Annotated in this window: 13 protein-coding genes; 9 read left to right on the top strand and 4 right to left on the bottom strand. The window is 72.1% G+C overall.

The window, feature by feature from the left end; translation table 11 throughout:
* Window positions 1-4 precede the first annotated feature (4 nt).
* The 8 genes from AC2D80_RS13890 to AC2D80_RS13855 all read left to right on the top strand — a co-directional run bounded on the left by AC2D80_RS13890 (window position 5) and on the right by AC2D80_RS13855 (window position 8003).
* Window positions 5-634: a thiol:disulfide interchange protein DsbA/DsbL gene (locus AC2D80_RS13890; protein ID WP_484633626.1), complete on the top strand. Its 630-nt coding sequence runs from the start codon at window positions 5-7 to the stop codon at window positions 632-634.
* Between the two features lie 103 nt (window positions 635-737).
* Window positions 738-1397 carry a lipopolysaccharide transport periplasmic protein LptA gene (gene lptA, locus AC2D80_RS13885; protein WP_484633625.1) on the top strand — a complete coding sequence of 220 codons (660 nt, stop codon included), beginning with the start codon at window positions 738-740 and terminating at the stop codon, window positions 1395-1397.
* Window positions 1394-2188 (top strand): LPS export ABC transporter ATP-binding protein, encoded by a 795-nt coding sequence (gene lptB, locus AC2D80_RS13880; RefSeq protein WP_484633624.1) that lies wholly within the window; start codon window positions 1394-1396, stop codon window positions 2186-2188. Before lptA ends, lptB begins: the two co-directional genes overlap by 4 nt.
* A gap of 103 nt (window positions 2189-2291) precedes the next feature.
* Complete coding sequence (locus tag AC2D80_RS13875) at window positions 2292-3857, top strand: RNA polymerase factor sigma-54 (protein WP_484633623.1); 1566 nt, start codon at window positions 2292-2294, stop codon at window positions 3855-3857.
* Between the two features lie 47 nt (window positions 3858-3904).
* Entirely contained in the window at window positions 3905-5203 is a 1299-nt protein-coding gene (locus tag AC2D80_RS13870) for a THUMP domain-containing class I SAM-dependent RNA methyltransferase (RefSeq protein WP_484633622.1), read from the top strand.
* Between the two features lie 7 nt (window positions 5204-5210).
* Window positions 5211-5654 carry a putative toxin-antitoxin system toxin component, PIN family gene (locus AC2D80_RS13865; protein ID WP_484633621.1) on the top strand — a complete coding sequence of 148 codons (444 nt, stop codon included), beginning with the start codon at window positions 5211-5213 and terminating at the stop codon, window positions 5652-5654.
* Window positions 5615-6658 (top strand): toxin-antitoxin system YwqK family antitoxin, encoded by a 1044-nt coding sequence (locus tag AC2D80_RS13860; RefSeq protein ID WP_484633620.1) that lies wholly within the window; start codon window positions 5615-5617, stop codon window positions 6656-6658. Before AC2D80_RS13865 ends, AC2D80_RS13860 begins: the two co-directional genes overlap by 40 nt.
* A gap of 109 nt (window positions 6659-6767) precedes the next feature.
* Window positions 6768-8003: a BLUF domain-containing protein gene (locus AC2D80_RS13855; protein ID WP_484633619.1), complete on the top strand. Its 1236-nt coding sequence runs from the start codon at window positions 6768-6770 to the stop codon at window positions 8001-8003.
* Here AC2D80_RS13855 and AC2D80_RS13850 read toward each other — a convergent pair.
* Window positions 7992-9614, bottom strand: coding sequence for an FMN-binding glutamate synthase family protein (locus tag AC2D80_RS13850; RefSeq protein WP_484633618.1), 1623 nt, complete (start codon window positions 9612-9614; stop codon window positions 7992-7994). The two genes, AC2D80_RS13855 and AC2D80_RS13850, sit on opposite strands and share 12 nt — an antisense overlap.
* 121 nt (window positions 9615-9735) lie before the next feature.
* On the opposite strand from AC2D80_RS13850, the gene AC2D80_RS13845 reads away from it, so the two are divergent.
* The gene (locus AC2D80_RS13845) at window positions 9736-10548 is read left to right on the top strand and encodes a UPF0149 family protein (protein ID WP_484633617.1); all 813 of its coding nucleotides are present in this window, start codon (window positions 9736-9738) and stop codon (window positions 10546-10548) included.
* A 209-nt stretch (window positions 10549-10757) separates the two neighbouring features.
* Here the strand turns inward: AC2D80_RS13845 and AC2D80_RS13840 are convergent, their stop codons facing one another.
* From AC2D80_RS13840 to AC2D80_RS13830, 3 genes are all read right to left on the bottom strand, one after another.
* Window positions 10758-11420 (bottom strand): glutathione S-transferase family protein, encoded by a 663-nt coding sequence (locus AC2D80_RS13840; RefSeq protein ID WP_484633616.1) that lies wholly within the window; start codon window positions 11418-11420, stop codon window positions 10758-10760.
* Window positions 11417-12397: an alpha/beta fold hydrolase gene (locus tag AC2D80_RS13835; RefSeq protein ID WP_484633615.1), complete on the bottom strand. Its 981-nt coding sequence runs from the start codon at window positions 12395-12397 to the stop codon at window positions 11417-11419. The genes AC2D80_RS13840 and AC2D80_RS13835 overlap by 4 nt, the downstream gene beginning before the upstream one ends.
* An 86-nt stretch (window positions 12398-12483) precedes the next feature.
* Window positions 12484-13053 (bottom strand): hypothetical protein, encoded by a 570-nt coding sequence (locus AC2D80_RS13830; protein WP_484633614.1) that lies wholly within the window; start codon window positions 13051-13053, stop codon window positions 12484-12486.
* Between the last annotated feature and the right edge of the window lie 101 nt (window positions 13054-13154).

Genomic DNA, 13154 nt, shown 5'->3' with positions numbered 1-13154 from the left:
ATCCATGCAACGCCGCGCGTTTTCCCTCTCCCTGATGTCTTTCGGCGCCGCCAGCGCCCTGCCGGCCTTCGCCCAGCGCGTCGCGCCCAAAGAAGGCGTCGATTACCTCAAGCTGGCCAAGCCCGCGCCGGTCCAGGCCCCGCCCAGCCAGATCGAGGTGGTCGAGTTCTTCGCCTACTCCTGTGTGCACTGCTTCAATTTCGAACCGCTGTTCGAGGACTGGAAGTCGAAGCAGCCGCCCAACGTCGCCGTGCGCCGCGTGCCGGTGGCCTTTTCGCCGGCGTTTGTGCCGATGCAAAAGCTCTACTACACGCTGGAGGCGATGGACCAGGTCAAGGCGCTGCACGCCAAGGTCTTTTCCGCCATCCACAACGAACGCCTGCCGCTGACCACGCCCGGTCCGATCATCGACTGGGTGGCCAAGCAGGGCGTGGACCGGGCGAAGTTCACCGAGGTGTTCAACGCCCCGGCCACCGCCACCAAGGCCCAGCAGGCCGCGGCCCTGCAGGACGCCTACGCTGTCGAGGGCACGCCGGCGCTGGGCGTGGCCGGTCGCTTCTACATCGCCGGGCAGGGCCCGCGCACGCTGACCATCGCCAGCGCGCTGATCGCCGAAGCCGGCCGCAAGGGCTGATGCGGCGCCGGCGACCGCCGGCGCAGTCAAACCGCGCCCCGAAACAGGGCGCGCGCCGTCGGGACCGCCGTTACAATGAATGCAAGTTTCGTGCCCTGACGCCATGCCTGCATTCGCCATCCCCACCTTCCGTCGCCTTCGGGTCCTCGGCCTGAACGTCTGCCTGACGGTCTGCCTGGGCGGCGCCAGCACCGCCTGGGCCGAGCGCGCGGACCGCGACAAGCCGCTCAACGCCGAGGCCGACAGCCTGCGCTACGACGACGCCCGCCAGACCAGCGTCTTCACCGGCAACGTCGTCATCACCAAGGGCACCATCCGCATCCGCGGCGCGCAGGTGGAAATCCGCCAGGACGCCCAGGGCAACCAGTTCGGCGTGGTCACGGGCAGCCCAGGCACCTTCCGCCAGAAGCGCGACGGCGTGGACGAGCACATCGAAGGCGAGGCCCGCCGCATCGACTACGACAGCCGCGCCGACACGGTGCGCTTCACCGGCGACGCCGTGCTGCGCCGCTACAAGGGCACGCAGCTCAACGACGAAACCAGCGGCGGCGTGATCGTCTACAACAACGCCACCGACACCTTCACCGTGGACGGCGCCGACCCGGCCCGGCCCACCGCCAGCGGCAGCAGCGCCGCCAGCGGCGGCCGTGTGCGCGCGATGCTCACGCCCGTGCCCAAGCCCGGTGCGGCCCCCGCCGCTCCCCCGGTCGCCACGCCGCCCGCCGCCCTGACCCCCAGCCGCCAGATCGAGGGCCGGCCGTGAGCGCGCCTGAGCGCCCCGCGGCCGCCAAGCCCGGCCGGCCGGCGCCCGTGGTGAGCCGGCTGGAGGCCCGCGGCCTGCAAAAGGCCTACGGCAGCCGCAAGGTGGTCAAGGACGTGTCGCTCGCCGTGTTCAAGGGCGAGGTGGTGGGGCTGCTGGGCCCCAACGGCGCGGGCAAGACCACCTCGTTCTACATGCTGGTGGGACTCCTGCGGGCGGATGGGGGCCAGATCCTGCTCGACGGTCAGGCGATCGAACGCTTCCCGATCCACCGCCGCGCGCGGCTCGGCGTGGGCTACCTCCCGCAGGAGGCATCGATCTTCCGCAAGCTCAGCGTCGCCGACAACGTGCGTGCGGTGCTGGAGTTGCAGGAAGACGACCAGGGCCGGCCGCTGTCGGGCGAGGCGATCGCCCGCCGGCTCGACGAACTGCTCAAGGACCTTCACGTCGACCACCTGCGTGACGCGCCGGCCCCGGCGCTGTCCGGCGGCGAGCGCCGCCGGGTGGAGATCGCGCGCGCCCTGGCCACCAACCCCCGATTCATCCTGCTCGACGAGCCCTTCGCCGGCATCGACCCGATCGCGGTCATCGAGATCCAGCGCATCATCGGTTTCCTGAAGTCGCGCGGCATTGGCGTGCTGATCACCGACCACAACGTGCGCGAGACCCTGGGCATCTGCGACCGCGCCTACATCATCAACGACGGTCACGTGCTCACCAGCGGCACGCCGGCGGAGATCGTCGAAAACGCCGACGTGCGCCGGGTCTATCTCGGCGAGCACTTCCGCATGTGATCATGGCCTTCCCCGCGCGCCAGTCCCTTCACGCCGTCGCCCTCCGCGGGCGCGCGTGCTTGCACGGGGCGGCCCGGCGGGGCGGCCCACGGTCGGGCGCGCGATGAAGCAGGGACTGTCGCTGCGTGTCTCGCAGCACCTCGCCCTCACCCCGCAGCTGCAGCAGTCGATCCGGCTGCTCCAACTCTCGACGCTGGAGATGGCGCAGGAAGTCGAGCAGATGCTCGACGACAACCCTTTTCTGGAGCGGGCCGACGACAGCGTCGAGCGCGAGGAGTTCGGCGTCACCCAGACCGACGCCCCCGTCAGTGGCGGTGAGCAGCTCAGCGAGGCCGGCGTGTCGGTCTCCGAGGGCGCCGAGGCGCCCGACACCGACGCGCTGGAAGCCCGGCTCGACGGGGCCGCGCCGGTGGAGGAAAACTGGGACGGCGATGGCACCGTCGACCTCGCGCCCAACGACAGCGAGTGGGGCGGCGATGCGCCGCCGCGCGGCGCGGGTGGCGACGACGACGACACCGCCAGCGCCACCGAGCTGGCCCGCGCCCAACGCTCGCTCACCGATCACCTGCACGAGCAGGCGCGTTGCCTGCGCCTGAACGACCGCGACCGCGCGGCCCTGGTGCTGCTGATCGAATCGCTCAACGAGGACGGTTACCTCGCCGACCCGCTGGACGAACTCGGCGAAGCGCTGCTGCGCCTGGAAGGCCGGCCGCCCGAGCAGGACGCGCTGGACGACGCCCAGCAGCGCCTGCAGCTCGCGTTGTCGCTGCTGCAGCACATGGACCCGCCCGGTGTGGGCGCGCGCAGCCTCGGCGAGTGCCTGCGGCTGCAGATCCTGGAGCTGCGCAACACGCCGGCCGCACGCGCCGCGCTGGCCATCGTGGCGCAACCGCTGGAACTCATCGCCAAGCGCGATGTGCGCCGTCTGGCCCAGGCCTGCGGTGCCGACGACGAGACGGTGCGGGCCGCGCTGGCGCTGATCGCCGGGCTGGAGCCCAAGCCCGGGCGCCGGTTTGTCGATGTGGAGCGCCACATCGTGGTCCCCGATGTGATCGTGGCGCGGGCTGGCCGGGGCTTCAAGGTCATGCTCAACCCCGACGTGATGCCGCGCCTGCGGGTGCACGACGTGTATGCCAACGCGTTGCGCCAGAACCGCGGCGGGCGCGACGGTGGCGAAGGCGGTCACGCCGCCATGCAACAGCGCCTGCAGGAGGCGCGCTGGTTCATCAAGAACATCCAGCAGCGCTTTGACACCATCCTGCGCGTGAGCAGCGCCATCGTCGAGCGGCAGCGCAACTTCTTCATGCACGGCGAGCTGGCCATGCGCCCGCTGGTGCTGCGCGAAATCGCCGACGAGCTGGGCCTGCACGAATCCACCATCAGCCGCGTGACCACCGCCAAATACATGGCCACGCCCTTCGGCACCTACGAGCTGAAGTACTTCTTCGGCTCCTCGCTCGGGACCGAGACCGGTGGCAACGCGTCCAGCACCGCCGTGCGCGCGCTGATCAAGCAGTTCATCGCCGCCGAAGACGCGGCCAAGCCGCTGTCCGACAACCAGCTTTCCGACCTGCTCAAGGAACAGGGCATCGAGTGCGCGCGTCGCACCGTGGCCAAGTACCGCGAGGCGCTGCGGATCGCGCCCGCCAACCTGCGCAAGTCGCTCTGACCGAACCCGCGGCCCGCGCTGTGCGGGCCGTCTACCCACCGACCGCCGTGAACGCCCTGCACTTGTTTCTCCCCTGCGCCGCCGGCGTTGAAGACCTGCTCGCCGATGAGGTGCGCGACATCCTGGGCGCTGAGGGCGTGCAGCGGGTGCGGGGGGGCGTGGCGCTGACCGCCAGCTGGCGCGATGCGATGCGGCTGAACCTGCACAGCCGTCTCGCCGTGCGCGTGCTGGTGCAACTCGCCCACGGCCCGTACCGCAGCGAACGCGACCTGTACGACGCCGCTGCGGCGGTGGCCTGGGAGATCTGGTTCACGCCCGCGCAGACGATCAAGGTCGAGATCACCGCCCAGCACAGCCCGCTCAAAAGCCTGAACTTCGCCGCGCTGACCATCAAGGACGCGGTGTGCGACCGCTTCCGCGAGCGGCGCGGCGAGCGGCCCAGCGTGGAGACTCGCTGGCCCGACGTGCGGATCTACACCCACCTGACGGCCGAGACGGTGACGCTGTACATCGACACCTCCGGCGAACCGCTGTTCAAGCGCGGCTGGCGCGAGGACAAGGGCGATGCGCCGCTGAAGGAGACGCTGGCCGCGGCCATGATCGCGGCCACCGGCTGGGACGGCGCCGTGCCCTTGTACGACCCCTGTTGCGGCAGCGGCACGGTGGTCATCGAGGCGGCGCAGCGGGCGCTGCGCATTGCGCCCGGCCTGGGCCGGCGCTTCGGCTTCGAGAAGCTGCTGCCCTTCCAGGCCCACGTGTGGGCGGCGCTGCGCGAAGAAGCCCGTGCGGCCGAACGCCCGCATCCGGCCGGCTCGCCGCCCCTGGCCCACGGCAGCGACGTGTCGTTCCGCATGGTCGACTTTGCCCAGCGCAACGCCGAGCGCGCCGGCGTCGCCCACGCGATCGAGCTGCGCGGCGGCGACGCGCTGCAGCGCCTGCCCCCCAGCGCGACACCCGGCGTGCTGCTGCTCAACCCGCCGTATGGCGAACGCATCGCGGCCGCCGGCGTGGCCGGGCAGAACGCCGCCGAGCGGGCGCGCGGCCGCGAGCCCGGCCGCGCCCCGCGCACCTTCACGGTCGGTGCCCGGCCCGACGCCGGCGCCCGCGAATCGGCCCAGACCGCCGACGGCGACGATGCCAGCGCCTTTTTTGAGCGCCTCGCCACCCACTGGAAGAGCCACTACGCCGGCTGGACCGCCTGGGTGCTCACGCCCGACCTGAAGCTGCCCGGACGCATGCGTTTCAAGGAGTCGCGGCGCGTGCCCCTGTGGAACGGGCCGATCGAGTGCCGGCTGTTCCGCTTCGACCTGGTGGCGCGCGCTCCGCGCGCGCCCGGCGCGACGTGACAACGACATGACCGCGCCGGCGCTCGTCATCGACACCAATGTCGCGCTGGACGTGCTGGTGTTTGACGACCCGGCGACCGCGCCGCTGAAGGCCGCGCTCGACCATGGCCGCGCGCGCTGGCTGGCCACGACGTCCATGCGCAGCGAGCTCGCGCGCGTGCTGGCGTATCCGGCCGTGGTGCGGCGCCTGGGCGCCGACCCGGCGTCGGCGACCGCGGTGTTGGCGCGCTTCGACGCGCTGACCACGCTTGTCCCCACGGCGGACAAGGCGCCGTACACGTGCAAGGATGCCGACGATCAAGTGTTCATCGACCTGGCCGTGGCCCACCGGGCTGCGCTGCTGAGCAAGGACGCGGCCGTGTTGTGCATGGCGCGCCGGCTCGCCCGGCTGGGCGTTCTGGTGGGTTCCCGATGGTCCGAATCGATGTCGTCCGTGCCGCCGTCGCCCTGAGCGCGGCCCTCCTGTCTGGCCTGGCCGCCGCGGCCGACCCGGCGCCGCGTTGCGTGCCGCTGGACAACGCCGGCGCGCAGCGCTGCACCCTGCCCGACGGCAGCCGCGAGGAGTTCCGCCTCGACCGCGAGGGCCGGCGCGACGGCATCGCCCGCGCGTTTGACCCCGCCGGCACCCTGCGCAGCGAGCTCACCCTGGAAAGCGGCACGCCGGTCGGCCCGCAGCGCCTGTACGACGAGGCTGGCCGCTTGCAGCGCCTGAGCTTCGTCACCGCCTCGCGGGTGCAGGTGCTGCTGGGCTACTGGCCGGACGGCACCCTCAGCGAACTGCGTTGTGCGCCCGTGAGCCTGCTGCCGCAGGACCGTGAGCCCTGCGGCCACGGCGGACCCGCGCGCGACGTCAGCCTGTTCAAGGCGCCGGGCAAGCCCGGCACGACGGTGCGCTACCGCGACGGCGTGCTGGTGTGGCTGGCCGTGCTCAACGAGGCGGGTCAGCGGGTGCGCAGCGAGGCCTTCGTGCAGCAGCCCGGTCAGCCCGACAAGCGCATCAAGCGGGTGTACTACCCGGGCGGGGCCTTGCGATCCGAAACCGAGCTGATCGAGCGGCCGGCCAGCGCTTACGAGGGTCGCGAAGGCGTGGGCCGGGAGTGGGCGGAGAGCGGACAACTGACGCAGGAGGTGGTGTGGGCCCGCGGGCGCGAGCAGCGCGTGCGTCAGTGGTACCTCAACGGCCAGCTCAAGCTCGAGCAGCGCATCACCCGCAGCGGCCGCCACGAAGAGCGCGTGACCCAGAGCTACTGGGACAACGGCAAACCCGCTGCCGTGAACCGGGAGCGCGATGGGCGCCTGAGCGGCCTGCAGCGCTACTTCAGCGAGGCCGGCGTGAAGCGCCGGGAAGACCAGCACGGCGAGCGCGGTGAATTGCTGCGCCGCAAGGAGTTTGACGAGCGCGGCCGGATCACCCTGGACGAGCGCTTCGACGGCGATCCCACGCGCCGCAGCTGAACGCCGCTGCCGCGCCCCGCGGGTGGGCAAAGTCCCTCATCGCGTGACGCGGGGGACTTGCGGGCGGCGGCATTCTCCGGACAATCGCGGCTTCGACAGGAGGGACGACATGATCCAAGCCGCCAGCGCCGGGGCCGAGCCTCTGGCGCAACTCGTCTATCGCAGCGCGGCGGTCGGTCGTCCCACGGCCGGAGACCTGGACCACTTGCTGGCCCAGGCGCGCGAGCGCAACGCCGCCGAAGACCTCACCGGCCTGCTGGTGTACGACCAGGGGCGCTTCGTCCAATGGCTCGAAGGCCCGAACACCGGCATCGACCGGGTGTGGCAATCGATCCGCCGCGACCCGCGGCACACCGAGGTCGAGCGCCTGCACACGCCCTGGCACCCGCACCGCCTGTTCCCGAACTGGCAGATGCAGTTCGGCGTCGCCGCGGGGCCGCAGGGCCATCCCGAAGGCTTGCCGATGGCCGGCATGGCCCTGCGCGGTCTGCGCACCGCCAGCGACACCGCCGCCGACTTCATGGACAGCGTGGCCGTCTGGCGCGCCCTGCCGCCGACCGGGCAGATGGTGGCGGCACTCACCTCGCCCGACGACGAACCCGCCTCGCGGCTCACGGACCAGGTGCTGCGGCTGGAGCCTTCGGTGACCGCGCTGGGCCTGCACGTGCTCAGCCCGCTCGCCCAGGCGCTGGGCGACGCCTGGCGCGACGACCGGTGCGACACCACCGCCCTGCTGATCGCGCAGGGCCGGCTGCAGGTGCTGATGCGCTCGGCCATCGCCGCGCGTCCCCGCGCGCCGCGTCTGAACGACCACCGCGCGCTGGTCACCGTGTTGCCCGGCGAGACCCACCTCGCCGGACTGACCTTCGCCAGCGTGGCGCTGGACGCCATCGGCTGGTCGGTGGAGTGCGGCTTCCCGCGCACCACCGCCGAGCTGGAGCGGCTGGTGAGCGAGGAGGCCTTTGATGTGTTGCACATCGCGCTGAGCGACTCGTTCACGCGCGACGAGAAGCTCGGCCAGCTCGCCGCGACGATCCGCGCCGCGCGCCGTGCCTCGCGCGTGCCGCAGATGCAGGTGCTGGTGAGCGGGCGGGCGTTCGCGGAGACGCCCGGTCTGGCGGTGGTGGTCGGCGCCGACGGCGATGGCCTGGCGCAGGGCAGCGAGGCAGCCGACATCGAGTCGATGCTGTCGTGGGCGCGCATCCGCAGCGGCTCCTCGGCCATGATGGTCGCGCAGGCCATGATCAACGGTGTGGCGCTGGCCGTGCAGCGCAAGAAGTTCGGTCTGCCGGACGAGCCGCCCGACGGGCCCGCGGCCAAGCCGCCCGCTCCCTCAGGCGAGTGAAAAGCGGTCCGGCCGCGCGCGGTCCCACCAGGTAGTGAACACCGGGTGCAGGTCGGGCGTGGCGCCGTGCAGCAAGGCGCCGGCCGGCACCGTGGGCAGCAGGTTGGCCAGCAGCCGCACCTCGTTGCCGCTCACCCGGCGCACCACGTGTTGCGCGCTGATCTCGCCGGGGTGCTCCAGGCCCGCGGCCTGCACGAGTTCCTGCAAGGCCTTGAGCGTGTTCTGGTGGAACTGGAACACCCGCGTGGCTTTGTCCGGCACCACCAGCGCCTGCTGACGCACCGGGTCTTGCGTGGTCACGCCGGTCGGGCACTGGCCGGTGTGGCAGGTTTGTGCCTGGATGCAGCCCAGCGCGAACATGAAGCCGCGCGCGCTGTTGCACCAGTCCGCGCCGATCGCCATCGCGCGGGCGATGTCGAACGCACTGACGATCTTGCCCGACGCGCCGAGGCGGATGCGATCGCGCAGGTTCACGCCGATGAGCGTGTTGTGCACCAGCCGCAGGCCCTCCTGCAGCGGCGCGCCCACGTGGTCGGTGAATTCCAGGGGTGCCGCGCCGGTGCCGCCTTCGGCGCCATCGACGACGATGAAATCGGGCGTGATGCCGCTCTCCTGCATGGCGCGCACGATCGCAAACCATTCCCACGGATGGCCGATGCACAGCTTGAAGCCCACCGGCTTGCCGCCCGAGAGCTCGCGCAGCCGGGCGAGAAAAGCCATCATCTCCAGCGGCGTGGCAAACGCGCTGTGCGCGGCGGGCGACACGCAGTCCTGCCCCGGCGCCACCCCACGCGCCGCCGCAATCTCGGCGGTGACCTTCGGCCCGGGCAACACGCCGCCGTGGCCCGGCTTGGCGCCCTGGCTGAGCTTGAGCTCGATCATCTTCACCTGGGCGTCCCGCGCGTTGGCCACGAAGCGCTCTTCGCTGAAGCGGCCCTCGCCGTCACGGCAGCCGAAGTAGCCCGAGCCGATCTCCCAGATCAGGTCGCCGCCGTGCACCCGGTGCCAGGCCGAGATCGAGCCCTCGCCGGTGTCGTGGGCGAAGCGCCCGCGCGCCGCGCCGGCGTTGAGCGCCTGGATGGCGTTGGCCGACAGGGCGCCGAAGCTCATCGCCGAGATGTTGAACACGCTCGCGTCGTAGGGCTGCGCGCAGGCGGGGCCGCCGATGGTGAGCCGGAAATCGTGGGATGGCAGCGTCGTCGGCGCGATCGAGTGGTTGATCCACTCGTGGCCCAGCCGGTGCACGTCGACCTGCGTGCCGAAGGGGCGCTTGTCGGTTTCGCCCTTGGCCCGCGCATAGACCAGGCTGCGCTGGCTGCGCGAAAACGGCGTGGCCTCGTTGTCGCTCTCCAGGAAGTACTGGCGCAGTTCGGGCCGGATGGTCTCCAGCATGAAGCGCAGGTGCCCGATCACCGGGTAGTTGCGCAGGACCGCACGGCGCGTCTGCCGCAGGTCGTATGCGCCCAGCGCGCTCAGACCCGCGAACACCAGAAAGGCCAGACCGCCCACCCCGAAACCCACCCACGCGAACAGGCTGAGCAGCGCACCCACCACACACAGGGCCAGCGCGGTGTAGCGCACCGGATAGATCGCGTTCAGGCGGTCAAGCATGGCAGGCACCCCGGGTAATACACTCGCGGCCATCTTACGCCCGGGGGTGTCCTGCCTGCCGTGGATTCCCCGCGCGGCGCTCGCCCGGCGCCCCGTTTTCCCTGCTTTTTTGGCCCGACCCATGACCTCCGTCACACCCGACCCCACCGCCGGCACGCCCCTGTCCCCCGACGACTACGACGCGCTGGACGCCATCCTCGATGAGCTGCGCACGCGCGACGACGAGGTGCCCGCCTGGGAGTTTTGCGAAGGCGCCCTGGCCGCGCTGGTCTGCACGCGCCGCCCGGTCCCTGTCGCCGAGTGGCTGCCGGTCGTGTTGGGCACGGCCGCGCTGCCCACGCTGCCGCAGACCGAGGGGACCCACTTTCCCAACACCGAGACCTACGAGCGCTTCCTCGCGCTCTGGGCCCGGCGTGAGGCCGACGTGCGCGCCGCGCTGCAAGCCCCGGTGGAGAGCCTCGAAGACGAACGCAGCTACCACCCCGAGCTGATGGATGTGCGTGGCGCGATCGCCGCCCTCCCCGAGGCCGAGCGCCCCGACACCGGCGGCGAGGCCTTGCCGGCTTACGGGCAGGTGTGGGCGTTGGGCTTCCTCTTCGTCGTGGAAAACTGGCCCGAAGAATGGGCGCCGCCGCGCGACAAGGAAACCGCCGCCTGGATCGACGAAGCGCTCGACCGGATGGTGGCGGTCACCGAGGACGACACCGACCCGCCCACGGTGAACCTCTACGCCGAAGAGGGGCCGCCGAGCGTGAGCGACGAGCGCCTCAACGACGTGGGCTCGGCGATCTGGGCGGTCTATGACCTGCACCAGATCTGGACCAGCCTCGGCCCCCGCGCCGCCCCGGTGCGTCAGACCGCCCAGCCCGGCCGCAACGACCCCTGCCCCTGCGGCAGCGGCCAGAAATACAAAAAATGCCACGGCGCCGGCTGACACGCCCCGCCCCGCGCAGCGGCGGAGCGTGGGGGGCTCTGTCTTCGGCGCCGGGCCCCCTTAGCCGAATCAGCCCCCGAGGGGCTGAGCCCCGCGGCTCCTGGCCTGCCTGCGCAGGTCAGGACGGGGCGAAGAGGCGCTGACTCTGGCAGCGCCGCGGCCTGCAAGGCCTCGCGACCCGCGCAGCGGCGGAGCGTGGGGGCCTCAGTTCAATCCACCATCGAATACGGCCCGCCGCGCTCGATGGCGCGCTGGTAGGCCGGTCGGGCGTGGATGCGCCGCAGCCAGTCGGTGAGGCGGGGGCGGCGCGCGTCGAGGCCGGCGCGGGCGGCGGCGGCTTCGAGCGGAAAGCTCATCTGCACGTCCGCGGCGCTGAAGGCGTCGCCGGCGAACCAGTCGCGGTCGCGCAGCTCGGCCTCCAGGAAGTCGAGGTGGCGCTGCAGGTTGGGCGTGATGAAGCGGGCCTTCACCGTGGCCGAGATCGCCTTGGCCACCGGGCGCACGATCAGTGGCGCCTTCTCCACCTGGTCAAACACCAGCTTGAGCAGCAGCGGCGGCATCAGCGAGCCTTCGGCGTAGTGCAGGAAATAGCGGTAGCGCAGGGCCTCGGGGGTGCCGGCGGCCGGGCGCAGGTGCGGGCCGTGTCGCTCGACCAGGGTTTCGAGGATGGCGCCCGACTCGGCGAGCACAAGGTCGCCGTCCACCACCACCGGCGATTTGCCGAGCGGGTGCACGCGCTGCAGCTCGGGCGGCGCGAGCAGGGTTTTGGGGTCGCGCTGGTGGTGGACGATCTCGTAGGGCTGTTCAAGCTCTTCGAGCAGCCACAGCACACGCTGCGAGCGCGACTGGTTGAGGTGGTGGACCAGGATCATGGCGCGGGCTCCGGCGGGTCGGGGGTGAAAAAGGCGCGCAGCGCGGCGGCGGTGTCGGCCGGGCGCTCTTCGGGGATGAAGTGGCCCGCGTCCAGGGCGTGGCCGCTCACGCGGGCGGCGCACTGCGCCTGCCACAACGCCAGTGGGTCAAAGAAGCGGTGGACCACGCCGCGCGCGCCCCACAGCACCAGCGTGTCGCAGGCGATGCGCTCGCCGCGGGCGCGGCTCTCACGGTCGTGTTCGAGGTCGATGCCGGCGCTGGCCCGGTAGTCCTCGCAGGCGCTGTGGATCGCGGCCGGTCGCTCGAAGGCGCGCTCGTAGGCGGCCAGCGCCGCGGGCTCGACGTGGGCCAGCCCGGCCGCGCCCCAGCCGCCGAGCTTGGCGTGCAGGTAAGCGCGCGCAGCGCCGCCGATCATGGTCTCGGGCAGCGGGGCGGGCTGGATGAGGTGGAACCAGTGGTAGTAGGCGCGGGCGAACGCGAGGTCGGTGCGCGCGTACATGTCCAGCGTGGGGGCGATGTCGATCACGGCCAGGCGGGCCACGCGCCCGGGGTGGTCCAGCGCGAGGCGGTGCGCGACGCGACCGCCGCGGTCGTGGCCGACGAGGCCCACCGGGGCGGTGATGCCGAGCGCGTCGAGCGCGTGCACCACGTCCAGCGCCATCGCGCGCTTGCTGGCCTGCGCGTGCTCGGGCTCGTCGGGGGGCGCGGGGGAGTCGCCGTAGCCGCGCAGGTCGGGCAGCACCAGGCGGAACGTGTCGGCCAGCGCGAGGGCCACGCGCCGCCACAGGACGTGGGTCTGCGGAAAGCCGTGCAGCAGCACCAGCACCGGCCCGTCGGCGCGCCCGCCGTGGCAGACCGCGGTGTGGCCGCCGGGCGCCGGCACCCGGGTGCGCGCGAAGCCGGGCCACCCATCGGCCGGATCGTGGTCGGCGGGGTGCGCGGCGGGCGGTGCGGGCGGGGTAGGAGGGGCGGCCATGGCACGGGGCGGCGGTGGAGCGCCCCGTGGTGTACCACAGCCGGGGGGTTGACCGGATGCCGGGACGCGGGCCCCGGCGGTCAGGCTCAGCGCGACTGGTAGGGCAGCGAGCTGTGGTGCAGCACGATGCGCAGCTGCCCGTTGTCGTCCTTGCGGAAGGCCCAGGTCTTGTCGACGGTGGTCACCTGGCCGGCCTTGTCGGTGATGCGCACATTGCCCATGGTGGTGGCCATGTCGCCGTTGATCAGGATGGCGGCGTTCTGCACCTCGACCGCGCGCCAGCCTTTGAGGGCAAAGCCGCTGTCCTTGGGGAAGGCCGGGTCGCCGCCCACGAAGTAGGCCAGCGCGCCGGCCCGGGTGGTGCGGAAGGTCTGCGGCGCTTCGGTCAGCGTGGGCTTGAACAGCACCGGGCCGGCGTTGTAGCCGTAGGCGGTGTCGAGCACGCGCTCGGCCAGCGCTTTGGCGGCCGCGGGGCCCTGGCGCTCGTGGGTGGTGGCGATCTGCACCAGCGCCTCGCCCCAGGCTTTCTGGGCGGCCAGGACCTCGGCCTCGGTGATGTTGGTGTTGAGCACCGGGGCCTTGGCCGCGGCCAGGCCGGTGGTGGCGGCGAGCAGGGCGAAGGCGGCGGTCTGGCGCAGGGTGGGCAGGCGGGTCATGGTGGGCTCCTGGTGGGGTTGCGGGAATGCAGGGATTGCACCCGCCGGGCCTGAACCGCCGCTGTGCGGCCGCCGCCGCGCGGCATGAACCGCGCATGAAC

It is taken from the genome of Hydrogenophaga sp. T66 (assembly GCF_057219855.1).
The sequence above is the reverse complement of the archived record's forward strand: the minus strand, read 5'-3'. Positions and strand labels throughout refer to the sequence as shown.

What these genes read in the sequence shown, in the direction of transcription:
- AC2D80_RS13840 (WP_484633616.1), bottom strand. Translation starts at nt 11,420, where the DNA reads ATGATCCTGGTCCACCACCTCAACCAGTCGCGCTCGCAGCGTGTGCTG.
- AC2D80_RS13865 (WP_484633621.1), top strand. Translation starts at nt 5,211, where the DNA reads ATGACCGCGCCGGCGCTCGTCATCGACACCAATGTCGCGCTGGACGTG.
- AC2D80_RS13850 (WP_484633618.1), bottom strand. Translation starts at nt 9,614, where the DNA reads ATGCTTGACCGCCTGAACGCGATCTATCCGGTGCGCTACACCGCGCTG.
- lptA (WP_484633625.1), top strand. Translation starts at nt 738, where the DNA reads ATGCCTGCATTCGCCATCCCCACCTTCCGTCGCCTTCGGGTCCTCGGC.
- AC2D80_RS13830 (WP_484633614.1), bottom strand. Translation starts at nt 13,053, where the DNA reads ATGACCCGCCTGCCCACCCTGCGCCAGACCGCCGCCTTCGCCCTGCTC.
- AC2D80_RS13855 (WP_484633619.1), top strand. Translation starts at nt 6,768, where the DNA reads ATGATCCAAGCCGCCAGCGCCGGGGCCGAGCCTCTGGCGCAACTCGTC.
- AC2D80_RS13875 (WP_484633623.1), top strand. Translation starts at nt 2,292, where the DNA reads ATGAAGCAGGGACTGTCGCTGCGTGTCTCGCAGCACCTCGCCCTCACC.
- AC2D80_RS13860 (WP_484633620.1), top strand. Translation starts at nt 5,615, where the DNA reads ATGGTCCGAATCGATGTCGTCCGTGCCGCCGTCGCCCTGAGCGCGGCC.
- AC2D80_RS13845 (WP_484633617.1), top strand. Translation starts at nt 9,736, where the DNA reads ATGACCTCCGTCACACCCGACCCCACCGCCGGCACGCCCCTGTCCCCC.
- AC2D80_RS13890 (WP_484633626.1), top strand. Translation starts at nt 5, where the DNA reads ATGCAACGCCGCGCGTTTTCCCTCTCCCTGATGTCTTTCGGCGCCGCC.
- AC2D80_RS13835 (WP_484633615.1), bottom strand. Translation starts at nt 12,397, where the DNA reads ATGGCCGCCCCTCCTACCCCGCCCGCACCGCCCGCCGCGCACCCCGCC.